This is a genomic window from Oceanobacillus jeddahensis, from assembly GCF_000750635.1.
GTDB classification, from domain to species: Bacteria; Bacillota; Bacilli; order Bacillales; family Amphibacillaceae; genus Oceanobacillus; species Oceanobacillus jeddahense.
The window spans coordinates 64205-77479 of sequence record NZ_CCDM010000002.1 but is presented as its reverse complement, the minus strand read 5'-3'; the positions used below and the strand labels follow the sequence as shown (position 1 = coordinate 77479).

11 protein-coding genes are annotated in these 13275 nt (G+C 42.5%); 4 read left to right on the top strand and 7 right to left on the bottom strand.

Annotated features, from left to right (window positions below):
- Positions 1-77: 77 nt before the first annotated feature.
- A complete protein-coding gene (shc, locus tag BN986_RS08050; protein WP_040979336.1) occupies positions 78-1955 on the bottom strand; it encodes a squalene--hopene cyclase in 1878 nt (625 codons plus the stop codon).
- 85 nt (positions 1956-2040) lie between these two features.
- Here shc and BN986_RS08045 point away from each other — a divergent pair, with 85 nt between their 5' ends.
- The 3 genes from BN986_RS08045 (at position 2041) to BN986_RS08035 (ending at position 4692) form a co-directional block, all read left to right on the top strand.
- Positions 2041-3210, top strand: a complete 1170-nt coding sequence (locus BN986_RS08045; protein ID WP_040979335.1) for a DUF2515 domain-containing protein — start codon at positions 2041-2043, stop codon at positions 3208-3210.
- Complete coding sequence (locus tag BN986_RS08040; RefSeq protein WP_052400699.1) at positions 3131-3586, top strand: CBO0543 family protein; 456 nt, start codon at positions 3131-3133, stop codon at positions 3584-3586. The genes BN986_RS08045 and BN986_RS08040 overlap by 80 nt, the downstream gene beginning before the upstream one ends.
- A 62-nt stretch (positions 3587-3648) precedes the next feature.
- Positions 3649-4692 (top strand): YkvI family membrane protein, encoded by a 1044-nt coding sequence (locus BN986_RS08035; protein WP_040979333.1) that lies wholly within the window; start codon positions 3649-3651, stop codon positions 4690-4692.
- 81 nt (positions 4693-4773) lie between these two features.
- On the opposite strand, the gene BN986_RS08030 is transcribed toward BN986_RS08035, so the two are convergent.
- Genes BN986_RS08030 through BN986_RS08005 form a run of 6 tightly spaced genes read right to left on the bottom strand, consistent with a single transcriptional unit; the run spans position 4774 to position 12573 of the window.
- Entirely contained in the window at positions 4774-5571 is a 798-nt protein-coding gene (locus BN986_RS08030; protein WP_040979332.1) for an ABC transporter permease, read from the bottom strand.
- Positions 5564-6427: an ABC transporter permease gene (locus BN986_RS08025; protein WP_040979331.1), complete on the bottom strand. Its 864-nt coding sequence runs from the start codon at positions 6425-6427 to the stop codon at positions 5564-5566. Before BN986_RS08025 ends, BN986_RS08030 begins: the two co-directional genes overlap by 8 nt.
- Complete coding sequence (locus tag BN986_RS08020; RefSeq protein WP_040979330.1) at positions 6414-7493, bottom strand: ABC transporter ATP-binding protein; 1080 nt, start codon at positions 7491-7493, stop codon at positions 6414-6416. Before BN986_RS08020 ends, BN986_RS08025 begins: the two co-directional genes overlap by 14 nt.
- Position 7494: 1 nt before the next feature.
- Positions 7495-8562, bottom strand: a complete 1068-nt coding sequence (locus BN986_RS08015) for an ABC transporter substrate-binding protein (RefSeq protein WP_040979329.1) — start codon at positions 8560-8562, stop codon at positions 7495-7497.
- Positions 8546-10519 (bottom strand): hydantoinase B/oxoprolinase family protein, encoded by a 1974-nt coding sequence (locus tag BN986_RS08010; protein WP_040979328.1) that lies wholly within the window; start codon positions 10517-10519, stop codon positions 8546-8548. The genes BN986_RS08015 and BN986_RS08010 overlap by 17 nt, the downstream gene beginning before the upstream one ends.
- Positions 10519-12573 (bottom strand): hydantoinase/oxoprolinase family protein, encoded by a 2055-nt coding sequence (locus BN986_RS08005; RefSeq protein WP_040980685.1) that lies wholly within the window; start codon positions 12571-12573, stop codon positions 10519-10521. Before BN986_RS08005 ends, BN986_RS08010 begins: the two co-directional genes overlap by 1 nt.
- A gap of 247 nt (positions 12574-12820) precedes the next feature.
- Between BN986_RS08005 and BN986_RS08000 the strand changes: the two genes are divergently transcribed.
- The gene (locus tag BN986_RS08000) at positions 12821-13234 is read left to right on the top strand and encodes a MarR family winged helix-turn-helix transcriptional regulator (protein WP_040979327.1); all 414 of its coding nucleotides are present in this window, start codon (positions 12821-12823) and stop codon (positions 13232-13234) included.
- Positions 13235-13275: the final 41 nt, after the last annotated feature.

Here is a 13275-nt window from a genome sequence, read left to right as displayed (position 1 = left end):
CGGCTATTCCATCCGCATTCTCTGTGATCTTACTTCACCCTTTATCATTTCAAGACTTTTCACATATTCTCCTATCGTCAAAACTTCTCCCGATAATTCGCTAAAGCAAGCAACGGAAACAAATATTCATAGCTATGATAGTGAATATAAAATCCTCCAGGAAGCCCCTGTCCCTTTGGATAAGCCGTCGTCCAATCCTCTTTCTCTGACGTCTCCAGCAAATACGAAATCCCCCGCTTGATTTCTGGAGTTGCTTTTCCTTCTACAGCAATCAGTGCATCTAATGCCCAGGCGGTATGTGTACGCGTGCTTTCCTTTAATGGGACATACTTCTTCTCTATATCACTTTTACACGACTCTCCCCAGCCGCCATCCTGATTTTGAATAGCGTATAACCATTGGATTGCTTTTTGAACTTGCGGGTGATTATTACGTGTTTTAACCGCTGCTAAGCCAGTAATCGCTGACCAGGTTCCATAAATATAACAAATCCCCCATCTGCCATACCAGGATCCATCCTTTTCCTGATTTTGCAAGAGCCACTTCACGCCGTCCTTTATAAAAGGCTGATACGTATCTGTATGCGTATCATTTCCGAAAAACTCTAATGTTCTCCCAGTTAAATCTGCCGTTGATGGGTCTAAGAGCATCGATCCCCCTCCCTCAATCGGCAGCCAGGAAAGCAGCGTATTATCCACATTTTTCTCAAATGCGGGCCAGCCCCCATCATCATTCTGCATAGAGACCGCCCACTGAACTCCCCGGTCCCAGGCTTGACGGTAAACGGGATTTTCACGAGCAAATGAACGGATAGACCTTAACGCAGCCGTTGTATCGTCCAGATCAGGATTAAATGTATTGATATTGGAAAATCCCCAACCCCCAGGTGTCACATCCGGGTTATGGACGGACCAATCGCCGTACTTCATCTGTTGTCTCCCGAGCAAATAGTGATTTGCCTTTTTAATCTCCGTTGAAGCTGACGGTACACCCGCCTTTTGCAACGCATGGCTGATCAAAGCAGTATTCCAGACGTTTGCCGTCGTATACTGCATATGCGTTTGTTTTCCTATGTTCGTTTGAAACGATTTTAACCCTTCTACAGCTTTCGTAATAATCAGGTCATTTTTCGAATAACCCCTGGCCATCAGAGCAAATATCATCAAAAACGTTGCACTGAAATAGCTGTAAAACGTACCGTCCAATTCCCTTCGATTCAGCATATACTCCTCCGCCCGCTGCAAGGCTAATTCATGGAGCTGTTCCGGGTTCCCTATCAGACTGCCAATTCCTCGTTGAAAGGGAGTTTGAAAGGAGCGCCAATTGTTTAACTCCGTTTCCCAATCGCCGTCATCGCCCCGTTGTAAAAATAGATCGGATAAATCAGGCGAACGCTTTGTTTTCCGGCTGAATTTATAATCCGCAGTAATTAATATCGGAATCAAATTGGACCGTGCATATAACGATAAGTCAAATAGATTAAGTGGAAAGGAAACTGGAAAAAGAATAAATTTAACCGGAACAGGGAGAAAGCGGGGCCACTTATACTGCCCTGTCAGAGCTAACATGACCTTTGCAAACATATTGATTTCTTTTAAGCCGCCATGCCGCTGGATAAACTTTGTAGCCAAGCGAATCTCCCGGTCCTCCTTTTTTCGGTGACCGGAATAAAGGAGCGCATAACAGGCTTCCACTGTTGCCGTGAGATTCCCTTCCGCTTCATCGTGGAATATTTTCCAGGCACCATTTTTCCCTTGTTTACGTAGGATTCTGCTTACCAGCGCTTCGATTAAATCCTCTTCATCCTCCATTTCCAATGTACGTAAGAGAATAATCATATAACAATCTGTGGAAATCCCCGTTTCAAAGGGGTACGCCCAGGATCCGTTATGCTTCTGATCTTGTGTTAGCTTATCAATCAGACGATTTATTTCTGTATCCACCTTTTCTTTCATCAGAAAACCTCTCTTATAGGAATCATTTTTTCCTATACATATGCCACACCGTATAAGCATATTCCTTAGAGAAGGAGGAGACTGGATGACAATTGGCTGTTTCCAGAAGAAAAAAGTGTATGAAAAGTCTGTTCTTGAGATAAAAAAAGAACTGAAGAATAAAAGGAACCAAAAAACAAACGGCCTATCCGTATCCATGCTGCCTAAAAGAGAGCAGATACTTATTCGACATATCCATCATATGACAAATAAATCGAATAAAAATAATGTCACCCGGACACAAGCCTACTTCGATTTTTATGTGCAGCATCCCGAAATCCATTGGGCTTTATTGGGGCATATGGTATCACGAAACGGCGGTTGGAGCATGACCGATTTGAAAGGTGACCTCCTATCGCGTTTGTTATCTGAAAAAGAACAAAAAAATTTCTACCTGTTTTTAGAACGGGGTAATTGGTTAATATTCCAGGATGTTTATCCGCAATTATTGCTATATCAGTACAGCGTAAAGATGAACCGAAACCTTTTTCACCTTCTTCCTTTCTTGAATGTTTCGATATTTATGGAAGTGATATGGAATCATTTTTGGGGGCACGGTGACCGTTATCTCTTAGCCATCGCAACCATTATTAATGAACAAAGTTATTTGGAACAAAGAGTGGTGCATCATCCACATTTTAAAGAAACGGTACTAGATACATTCGGTTTTAAGCTGTATGATTTTTTGCGCTTTAATCATGTTATTTTCCCGTATTATCCACATGGAAAAACAGAAAAGAAACCCGCATTGATTGGCGATACCCTGCACCATTTCGGTTCTCTCCATGAGCGGATTATGTTAGGAAAACGTTTATATACCATCCTTTTTCAACAACAGGCTTCTGTCTTACGAAATGTGCTGAGATGGGCGAATAAACATCCGCATACAGGCTCCAGAGCCGATTATTGGGGGGATTTGTTTCATTCTGTGAATGAATCTGTTCCTGGTACGGTATACCGGCGAAGGACAAAGCATTGTGCACGCAGAAAAGGAGCTCCCCGAATTTATAGTCCCCCATTGAAATATGCTTGGAAAAACGTTAACCACTCTCCGACAGAAACAGGGGACTGGTTTAATGATTTACATGTGATTGATTATTTCGTAGAAGAAGAAAAAAATACAGGTGGGGAAATTTATGAAAAATACTGCAAAGCAATGGAAAAAATCGAGCTTGCCATCATTGCAAAAAAAGCAATCTTTCTCAGACAGGAGTAAAAAGCGGCAGGCGTATGTCATCGCAGCTCTCTTTTCTTCCATCGTCGGAACCTACTTAGATTTATTTTTTGTCGGCATCGAGATGTATCATTTTCCGATGCGGCTTTTCCCGGAGATATTTACAGTTAATATTGCCTTTACGCTGCTGATCCTTCCTGTCTCCATCATTCTTTTTTTGTACGTGGCCGACCGGATGTTGTTTCTTCCGCGGTGTATAATGATTCTTACGATTAGTACAGCAATCATTTTTATTGAAAAAGCCGCTGAGAAACTGGGAGGCTTTATACATCACCCAGATTGGAACCATACCTATTCTTTTTTCGGGTATATGCTGTTCCTCGTTATTGTTTGGAGGGTATTTCGTTTTTTTAGGTGAAATTTTGAAAAGCTGGTATTTCCTCGTCCTGCTTATCATAAAAATGATGAGGAGGTGGCGTGATGCGAAATCGAAAAATATCTATATTGCTGTTAGCAGCTACATATGTCGGAACAGTTATTGGAGCAGGCTTTTCATCAGGGAAAGAAATTGTCACATTTTTTAGTACCTATGGAGCTTTAGGAACCGTTGGCATTGCAGTCAGCGGAGTCTTGTTTATTTGGATTGGAACCAAAATAATGATTATATCTGCCCGAATCGGAGCCTATTCTTATCAGGAATTAAACGCTTATCTATTCGGCAAAAACATTGCCAAAGTGGTGAACCTTTTTATCTTTTTGGTCGTAATTGGTGTCACTTCCGTCATGCTTTCCGGTGCAGGCGCGGTGTTTCAGGAACAGCTTGGCCTTCCATTTCAATTAGGAATTATCCTGACACTTATTCTCTCTTACATCGTTGTCATGAAAGGGTTAAATGGATTATTTGCGATCAACTCCTACATTGTGCCATTAATGCTTCTCTTCGTCCTGTTTGTAGCAGGCTCTATCGCAGGCGAGCATCCGCATCTGCTGGCAGAAAAACTCCTCCCTGTTCAGTTATCGGACAACCTTTCATGGGCGGGTTCCCCTTTTGCCTACGCAGCATTTAATCTGATGACAGCACAGGTGGTCCTTGTTCCATTAGGAAAAGAAATTCAGGATGAACATATCTTACGCTGGGGCGGATTTCTGGGTGGACTAGCTTTATTCTTCATCCTGTTATGGATTCATTTTTCATTATCCGTCTTTCCAGAAACATTTCCTTATGAAATTCCGATGGCCGAGATCGTCCAACATTTCGGAACCCTTATTCACGTCCTGTTCTTAATCGTTATTTATGGCGAGATTTTCAATACGGTAGTCGGGAATGTGTTTGGCATTACACGTCAGCTGCAGTCTGCGTTTCAGCTTCGGTACAAGCATGCTGTTTTGATGATTCTGTTTATTGTCTTTTTAATCAGCCAGGTGGGGTATGGGAAATTACTGTCGGTACTGTATCCGTTGTTTGGTTATTTGGGGTTGTTCTTTCTGCTGTGTTTATTGGTTAAAAGAATGCCGGAGAAATAGGGGAATGCGAGGGATATTAAATAAAATAGAAGGAGCTGTCATCACATACATGGTATATATGTGATGACAGCTCCTTTCTGATTACATAACTTTTGATAAACCAATTGTTTTCTCAATAATAACTAGCGCAATAACCGATAATGCAATAAAGATAACCGCAATGGCATTAACACTCGGATCAAAGGTTTGGTCGATGTATCCAAATGTTCGAACCGGAATGGTGATCGTTTCTGGTGTACTGACAAACAGACTTACAGAAATTTCTCCGAATGATGTAACTGCTGCAAAAACAGCACCTGCAATAATTCCCGGTTTGATCAGCGGCAGGGTGACGCGGTAAAACGTCTGCCATGGTGTCGAACCAAGATTCATGGAAGCGAGCTCGAGTCTAGTATCCAAGTTCGTAATACTAACGGTAACAGTCCGTACTACATATGGAAAGCAAATGACGATGTGACCAATGATCAGTCCCAATGTTGATCCAAATAATCCCATTGAAGAAAATAGATACAATAGTGCAACTCCAAGCACGACTTGCGGAATCATTAAAGGTGACATGATAAAAGACTGAATCAATCCTTTACCCGGGAAAGATAATCGTGCTAATGCATAAGATGACATCGTACCGAGCAATACCGTCAATGGTGTCACGATAACCATAACAAGTGTGCTGGACCAAAGTGATTGCATCCACTGTTCACTTTGGAATACTTCTGCAAACCATCGGACCGAGAAATCGGTTGGCGGAAACTGCGGATAATCTGTCGGACTGAAAGCTGACAAAATGATAACGAGTACCGGAATTGTCAGGAATAGATAGACAGCTATACCGGCAATCCAGATGAGACTGTCGATCCATTTCGTACCTTTTTTATCCATTCACACGCACCTCCCATTTCTTCAGAATGTAACCGAGTATCGCTATCACAAGGAACACAAACACCATTAATGTGATGGCCATCGCAGCAGCAAGCGGTAAATTATAGACTTGCATGATCTGCTGATAGATGGAAAGCGGTAATAATGGCTGCATCCGTCCACCTACTAAAAGCGGTGTAATATAACTGCCAGCTGCCAGCGAAAATACAATCATCGCGCCACTAATCATTCCCGGAATCGTAAGCGGCAAGGTAACGCGGAAGAATGTCGCAATACGATTTGAGCCAAGGGTCATGGAAGCCGAACGCAAATTACCTTTAATATCTGACATGGAAGTAGCAATGGGTAGAACCGCAAATGGCAGCATAACCTGTACATACGCGATAATAACAGCATTCATATTCCAGAGCATATCCAACGATTCATCTATAATTGACGCCTTCATTAGGATATCATTGACAAGCCCGTTTTGAGCTAATAATATGATCCATGCAAATGTCCGGATGACAACACTTGTCAGTAGTGGAGACACAAGCAATATATAGAAAAATGCCCGCCAGCGTTTAGAAGATCGAACTAGTAGATAGGCAGCTGGATAGGCTAGGACTAAACAAACAACTGTGGTGACAACTGCTACGAATAAAGTCTGCCAAATCGTTTTCAAATAGATTGGTGTTGTCAACACCTCAATATAATGACCTAACGTATATCCTTTAATAACCTCAAAGAAATTATCTACTTGCTGAAAACTAAGAATTAGCAACTGAATCAGCGGTAAAAGCAGGAAAATACCCAAAAAAATTAAAGTAGGAGCTAATAAAATACCATAAAATTTCTTCTGTCTAGTTGTCTTCATGATCTAAAACCTCTAAGTAAATAATATCTTCTTTGTTCCACGAAAGGGCAAGCTCCTCACCCTGAGCTGGAAGGACAGGGAACAATGGATCTGGCGCATGAACAGCCAGTTCCATCCCGCCAATTTCTGTTCTAATGCGAATGGCATTACCAATATAGCTGCTTTCTTTTACAACAGCACGTACATGATTCACTGAGCCGATAGCTGCATCTTGTTCAAGGAAGATACGTTCCGGGCGCAGCATGAAACGTACACGCTTCGGTTGTACACCTTGCTCATGCGGCTGAGCTTCCACCTTAAATCCTGCTGCTGTTTCATAAACAGTGCCTTCATTAAGCACTGTATCAAATATATTTACCTGACCGATGAACTCAGCGACAAAACGATTCGCAGGTCGTCTGTATACTTCAAGAGGTTCGCCCACCTGCTGCAAGACGCCATCCCCAAGGATCCCAATCCGATCGGACAGACTCAGGGCCTCCTCCTGATCATGTGTTACTAGAACAGTCGTGATGCCGACACTCTTTTGAATTCGGCGTAGCTCGAACTGCATTTCTTTTCGCAGTTTGGCATCCAAATTACTTAGTGGCTCATCAAGCAGCAGCACACTTGGTTCAATGGCAAGCGCACGAGCGATAGCAACTCGCTGCTGCTGCCCTCCGCTAAGCTGATGCGGCATACGAGTTGCATACGATTCCAACTGAACAAGGGCAAGCGATTCTTCCACTTTTTGCTTCACATTTTTTTTGGACATTTTCTTATTTTTAAGACCATATGCCACATTATCTTGAACAGACAAATGCGGGAATAGAGCATAGTTTTGGAAAACCATACCTAGATTCCGCTTGTAAGGCGGTATATTTGTTACATCCTTGTCTCCAATATAAACAACACCAGTCGTTTGTTCAAGAAATCCCGCTATGATATTTAAGAGCGTTGATTTCCCACAACCACTTGGACCAAGCAAGGAAAAGAACTCTCCCTGCTTAATTTTTAATTCTACTTCTTTCAAAGCTAAGTGATTGCCATAATCCAGACTGACGCCTTCGAGTTTTATTCCACTCATGTTATTCCCCCAATTCTCGTGACCATCTATTCGTCCATTCGGATACTTTACCTGTAGAAACTTCGTAATCAACCCACTTCAAAGAAGCAAATTGCTCTTCTCCGACTTCAATTTTATCTTTGATGGCATCACTGTATTGTGTATTTTCGTTTGCCATACCATAATAGGACTTTTCTGAGTACATACTGTGCACTTCCGGACTGCTTAGATAATCGAGCAGCTTATAGGCATTCTCCTCATTCGGTGCGTTCTTCATCATAGCCCAGCTAGCAACAGCTGCCACAGTACCATCTTCTGGATAAACAAAGTCGATATCCATACCTGCATCCTGAAGCGCAAAAATCCGACCATCCCAAAATGGAATGATGCTGATTTCTCCTCTGTCCAGCAATGTCTGGATTGTTCCAGGATTATCCGGATAGGCGACTACATTCTTATTGATTTTCTTTAATTCCTCAAATGTCTTATCAATATCTTCTGGATTCCCTTCTTCTCCGCCAATCTCCTGTGTAACACCAGAAAAGAACTGCAAGCCAGCCGAATACGAAGGGGAGGATAGTCCAATCTGCCCTTGGTACTCCTCATTCGCTAAATCAAGCCAGCTTTCAGGTACATTCTCTACTGCATCCGGAGCATAGGCAATTCCGAGCTGTCCCATACTGAAGGCTGCTGCGTATTCTTTGCCATCCTTTTCAAACCGCTGCTGAACAGAATCATACAGATCAGCCAAATGTGGTACCTTCTCTTCATCTAGTGGCTCCAATAAATCAGCTGACATAGCACGCTGTATTGTATCAGGCTGTAGAATCAACAGATCATAAGGGACGTTGGAACCGTCTGCTGCCCGCATTTTCATATACCACTCAACATCTGTTCCAGCAATGACATTAACGTTAATACCTGTCTCTTCCTCAAAATTATCAAGGGATTCTTTGATACTCGCTTCCCAATCACCACCGTATACACCAATGGTGACGGATTGTTCTTCCTCGCCAGTACTGCATGATGCCAGTACAAGCAATATAATGAGTGCTACGCTTGCCAAAGCGTATTTACTTAATCGTTTCATCCGCTTCCTCCCCCGTAATTTGACGTAAGGCATCCAAAACAACCTGTTTCGTCAGTGGCTCATTCTGAGAATCAAACTGGCGATGAACTTGTCGTTTGAAATCATTACGTAGGCTAACCGGAAAATTACGAAGTGCTACAGCTAAGGTTGTACTTGCTTCAGCAGTCCAGATGCTTTCATAGGTCGAACGGAAAGCACCGAAATCCCATGCTTTGTTACCTTCCTCTTTCATCTTGGAGCGTATCTCATTAGTCGCTACTTCGTCTACCCCACGTTCATTAAAGATGACACCATAGTCTTTAGCTGCCTGTTCAGCAGAAAGGAGACCATCAGCAACTTCTGTGGCCACTTTATCAACTGGACGAAGATATCCTGGGCCAAATCCGCCTCCCCCAGGTGATGTAATCGAAATGATATCTCCCTTTGCAGGGCGAAGTACATCAATCTTCGGTAATTGCTCCACATCCTCTTCTGGATTTCGTACAACATAGCCTTGTTGTCCAGCTTGTCCGCCGGCTAATCCCCAAGGCTGGAAACGAAACCTTTCCATACCTCTTGCAGTAACTATCGAATCGGACTCCATGACGCGGAATGAGAGGTTAATCGCATGACCGCCGCGATACTGGCCTCCTCCACCTGTATCCTGTTCATATTCATAACGCTCGACAAGCACAGGAATATGCTGTTCCAAGCTTTCAATCGGTGTATTTTTCAAAAATCCGGAAGAATGATCAATTCCATCGATACCGTCCTGTTCCTTCCGGGCTCCACCTCCGCCACCCATCGGTTCAACAACAGCCATATTCCTTGTTCCATCTGGCTGCGGAACAGATAGGACAACAATAGCCGACTGCCCCGCACCTGCTGCTGGTACAAGCTCCGGCAAGGCTTTAGCAATTGCGCCGAGCACTACATTATACATCCGCATTGTGATCGAGTGACGGATACCGACCGCTGCTGGATAAGCAGGATTAACAAGCGTACCCTTCGGCGCGATAACAGAGAAAGGTCTCGTGATACCACCATTATTCGGAATATGAGGATCACTTGTAATGATGAAATTAATCAGACCTTGATATAAGAAACTATGTTTCTGCCCATTTGTCACCAAATTAAAAGCTGTTTGTGTCTGAGGATCACTATCCGAGAAATCGAGCGTAATTTCTCCATCTTTTACACGTAGGGTGACAGCCAGACGAATCGGCACCTCTGATACCATGTCGTCATCCAAGTAATCTGCAAAAGAATATTCACCATCAGGAATCTGGCGTAACACTTCCCTTGATCGTGATTCTGCTTGCTCCAACAAATCCACGATACCATTTTGCACAGCTTCCAAACCGAATTTGCCAATCATACGATGCAGACGATTTTCAGCTGTGTTCACACTTGCTACCATCGCGTTGATATCCCCTTCATTCAAATCAGCTACTCGGCTGTTCATACGAAGAAATGCCAATACATCCTTGTTTGGTTTGCCTTTGTGATACAGCTTCACAGGCGGGATTCGCAAGCCTTCCTGATGCACATCTGTCGCGGTTGGGGAGATACTAGCTGGCACAAGGCCTCCAACATCACTAACATGAACAAATGCCCACGCATAGCTTACCAGCTTCCCATCATGGAAAATTGGCTTAAATACATGTACATCCGGCAAATGCGTGGCAAGACCATCCGTTGTATACGGATCATTCGTAATGATAATATCGCCTTCCTCGATTTCCTCCTCTACTGACTCAATCGCCTTACGTAAACTTAGCCCAAGGAAGATCGTCACTCCGACAGATTTCGGATACATATAAAATTCGCCTTCCGGAGTCGCAAGTGCTGTTGCAAAATCGGCAGATTCTTTCACGAACGTTGTAAAGCTAGTTCGCTCGATCACATGCCCCATTCCCGTAGCAGTTGCATTAAAATAACTGCGCATAATCTCTAGTTGTGCTGGATTCGAACGCATTAGTTCATCTCCTTTCTTTTCAATAACAGGTTACCTGCTTCATCTAGTTTGGCTTTCCAGTTTGGCAGGACTAAAGTAGTTGTATCCTGCTGCTCGATAATAGCTGGCCCTTGTATCTCCATTCCTGGTCGGAGAAGAGTTCTATCGACAATAGCTGCGGTGTAAACCTGCCCATTGATTCGAACAGTACGTTCGGTTGGTTCCATGGAATGCTTGTTCAGCACAATACCTACATGATTATTTGTAGCAGTTTCACCTACAATGCGTACTTTGAAATTCATCAGCTCTATGCTTGCATTTGGATCACTATGTCCGTATAGTCGCTTATGTTGCTCATGGAAAATTTCCGCAAGCTTCAGACTAGGATCTGCTTTTAGCCAATCAAGATGGAATGGTATTTCCAGTTCAAATGCCTGTCCTTTATAACGTGCATCAATCGTATGGTACAGCTGAGTAGATTCAAGAAAAGTATCTACTTGCTGACGATCCAGCCAGTCTGTTGCTTCTTGTTCCATTGCTGCGAAGATTTCACGCCATTCAGATTTGTCCATTTCATTCAGCAATACCTGTCTGGAAGTGATCGCATCATAAACAAAATTAGCCGACAAAGCTCCTTGTGCACAAAGATTGCCTGGATTTGCAGGTATGATAACTTGTTTGGCTTGTATTTCTTCTGCGACCATATTAGCAAGTACAGGACCAGCACCTCCAAAGGCCATTAAACTAAAGTCACCTGGATCAATACCATGCTGCTCCAAGACATTGCTCAATTCAGTAAACATGTTCGCCACAGCTACTTGAATCGTTTGGTCAGCTGCTTCCAGCACATCGTTACCGAGATAGTCAGCAATTTTTTGAAAAGCCAATGCTGATCTATTCTGGTCTAGACCAACACTTCCTCCAGCAAACAATGCACTATTTAAATAACCAGACAGAAGAAATGCATCCGTAAGTGCAGGCTCTTCTCCACGGCCATAGCATGCAGGTCCAGGATCAGACCCCGCCGACAGTGGACCGACTTTTAAAAGGCCACCTTTATCAATCCATGCGAGCGAACCGCCGCCTGCTCCAATTGAATAGATAGCCACTGATGGGAGAATTGTCGGTAGTCCTCCCAGTTCATTCGTTTGCGTATAAAGAATTTCGCCACCTTCAATTAGGGAAATATCCGCACTCGTTCCGCCGATGTCAAAGGTGATGACATTATCTACCCCTGATGCGTTTGCTTCTTGGACTGCTCCCATAACACCAGCAGCAGGTCCTGAGAATAATGTTTTGACAGGATGTTCCGCAGCAGCATGGATTTCCATCAACCCGCCATTGGACTGTGTAATGAATGGCTTCGCTTTAATTCCTTCTTGCTCAAGATGCTCCACCAATGTCTCTAAATATCGCTTCACATTGGGCTGGATATAGACATTCATTGCCGCAATAACGGTACGCTCATATTCCCGCACCTCTGTCCAAATAGATGAGGAGGCCTCTACGTATAAATGTGGAGCCCTTTCCTTAATTCTTTCTACTACCTGCAATTCATGCGCCGGATTACGATAACTGTGTAAGAAAGAAACGACAAGCCCTTCTAAGCCTGCTTCGATTGCTTGATCTATTGCCTGATCCACATCATTCATATCTAAAGACGTGAAAACTTGTCCATCTGCTTGCATCCGTTCCTTGATTGGATACACATGTTTGCGCTCAATCAAGCTATCCGGTAATCTAGAATGCAGATCATATGGTATCGGAAGACGGAGTCGTTGAATCGATAGGATATCTCTGAAACCAGTTGTCACCAGCAATCCAATTTTTGTCCCGTTCCGTTGTAAAAGTGTATTTAAACCGATTGTCATCCCATGTACGAAATAGGATATCTTCGTCAAATCAATTCCCTTTTTTTTGAACAGTTGTAACCCATTCGTAATTCCACTTGCCGGATCTTTAGGCACAGTAGGCGTCTTTTCATTCCAAATGCCAGACCCATCTATCTCTTTTAGGGTAAGATCGGTAAAAGTCCCCCCGATATCTATCCCTAATTCATAATTTATATCACCCAACATACATCTCTCCCAAATAATAGTAATTTCTCAAAACCCACAAATCATATTGTATTTATTGGGATTATACCGTTTGTTTGTTATTTTGACAAATTAATAGTTTGCATAATCGAGTAGAGGGAAAGTTTAATAATTTTTCTCCCTCCATGTAGCTTTGAAATAAAAGCAAGAAATCTTTGGCAGTTACTAAAATTAATTATATACTTACTATATATTTTAACTAATAAATAATATAGGCTGTGATAATATGTCAGAAAACAATCAAATGGACAACGTTAAATTTATTATGAGTGAACTGCTTGAAATACAGCTAAAGTCTAAGAAGTTTGTAAATTTACTTACGGAAGGAGAATCTCTCTCTCAAAACCAGCTTATTCTTCTCCTCCAGCTAAAAATTAATGGTGGAATGAAAGCAACTGAAATTGCTGATTTTTTTAATGTTACTCCCGGAGCAGTTACATCCATGTGTGATAAACTGGAAAAATTAAATTTAGTACAGCGGATAAGAGAAAGTGAAGATCGTCGAGTTGTAAAAATGGTTCTAACAAATACCGGTGAGGATAAGGTTCATGAAATATTTTTGAAGTTTCCTCAAGAAACAATAAATAATATAGCAACGGTTTTAATGGATATCAATAAGCTAATGAATAAAATTTTTTAAGGATTTCATGATGGTGAAATCCTTATTTTATTTTACAAAAA

Excerpts from the sequence above, each read along its gene's own strand:
- BN986_RS08020 (WP_040979330.1), bottom strand. The coding sequence starts at position 7,493 with ATGAGTGGAATAAAACTCGAAGGCGTCAGTCTGGATTATGGCAATCAC.
- shc (WP_040979336.1), bottom strand. The coding sequence starts at position 1,955 with ATGAAAGAAAAGGTGGATACAGAAATAAATCGTCTGATTGATAAGCTA.
- BN986_RS08040 (WP_052400699.1), top strand. The coding sequence starts at position 3,131 with ATGAAAAATACTGCAAAGCAATGGAAAAAATCGAGCTTGCCATCATTG.
- BN986_RS08015 (WP_040979329.1), bottom strand. The coding sequence starts at position 8,562 with ATGAAACGATTAAGTAAATACGCTTTGGCAAGCGTAGCACTCATTATA.
- BN986_RS08045 (WP_040979335.1), top strand. The coding sequence starts at position 2,041 with ATGACAATTGGCTGTTTCCAGAAGAAAAAAGTGTATGAAAAGTCTGTT.
- BN986_RS08025 (WP_040979331.1), bottom strand. The coding sequence starts at position 6,427 with ATGAAGACAACTAGACAGAAGAAATTTTATGGTATTTTATTAGCTCCT.
- BN986_RS08030 (WP_040979332.1), bottom strand. The coding sequence starts at position 5,571 with ATGGATAAAAAAGGTACGAAATGGATCGACAGTCTCATCTGGATTGCC.
- BN986_RS08035 (WP_040979333.1), top strand. The coding sequence starts at position 3,649 with ATGCGAAATCGAAAAATATCTATATTGCTGTTAGCAGCTACATATGTC.
- BN986_RS08000 (WP_040979327.1), top strand. The coding sequence starts at position 12,821 with ATGTCAGAAAACAATCAAATGGACAACGTTAAATTTATTATGAGTGAA.
- BN986_RS08010 (WP_040979328.1), bottom strand. The coding sequence starts at position 10,519 with ATGCGTTCGAATCCAGCACAACTAGAGATTATGCGCAGTTATTTTAAT.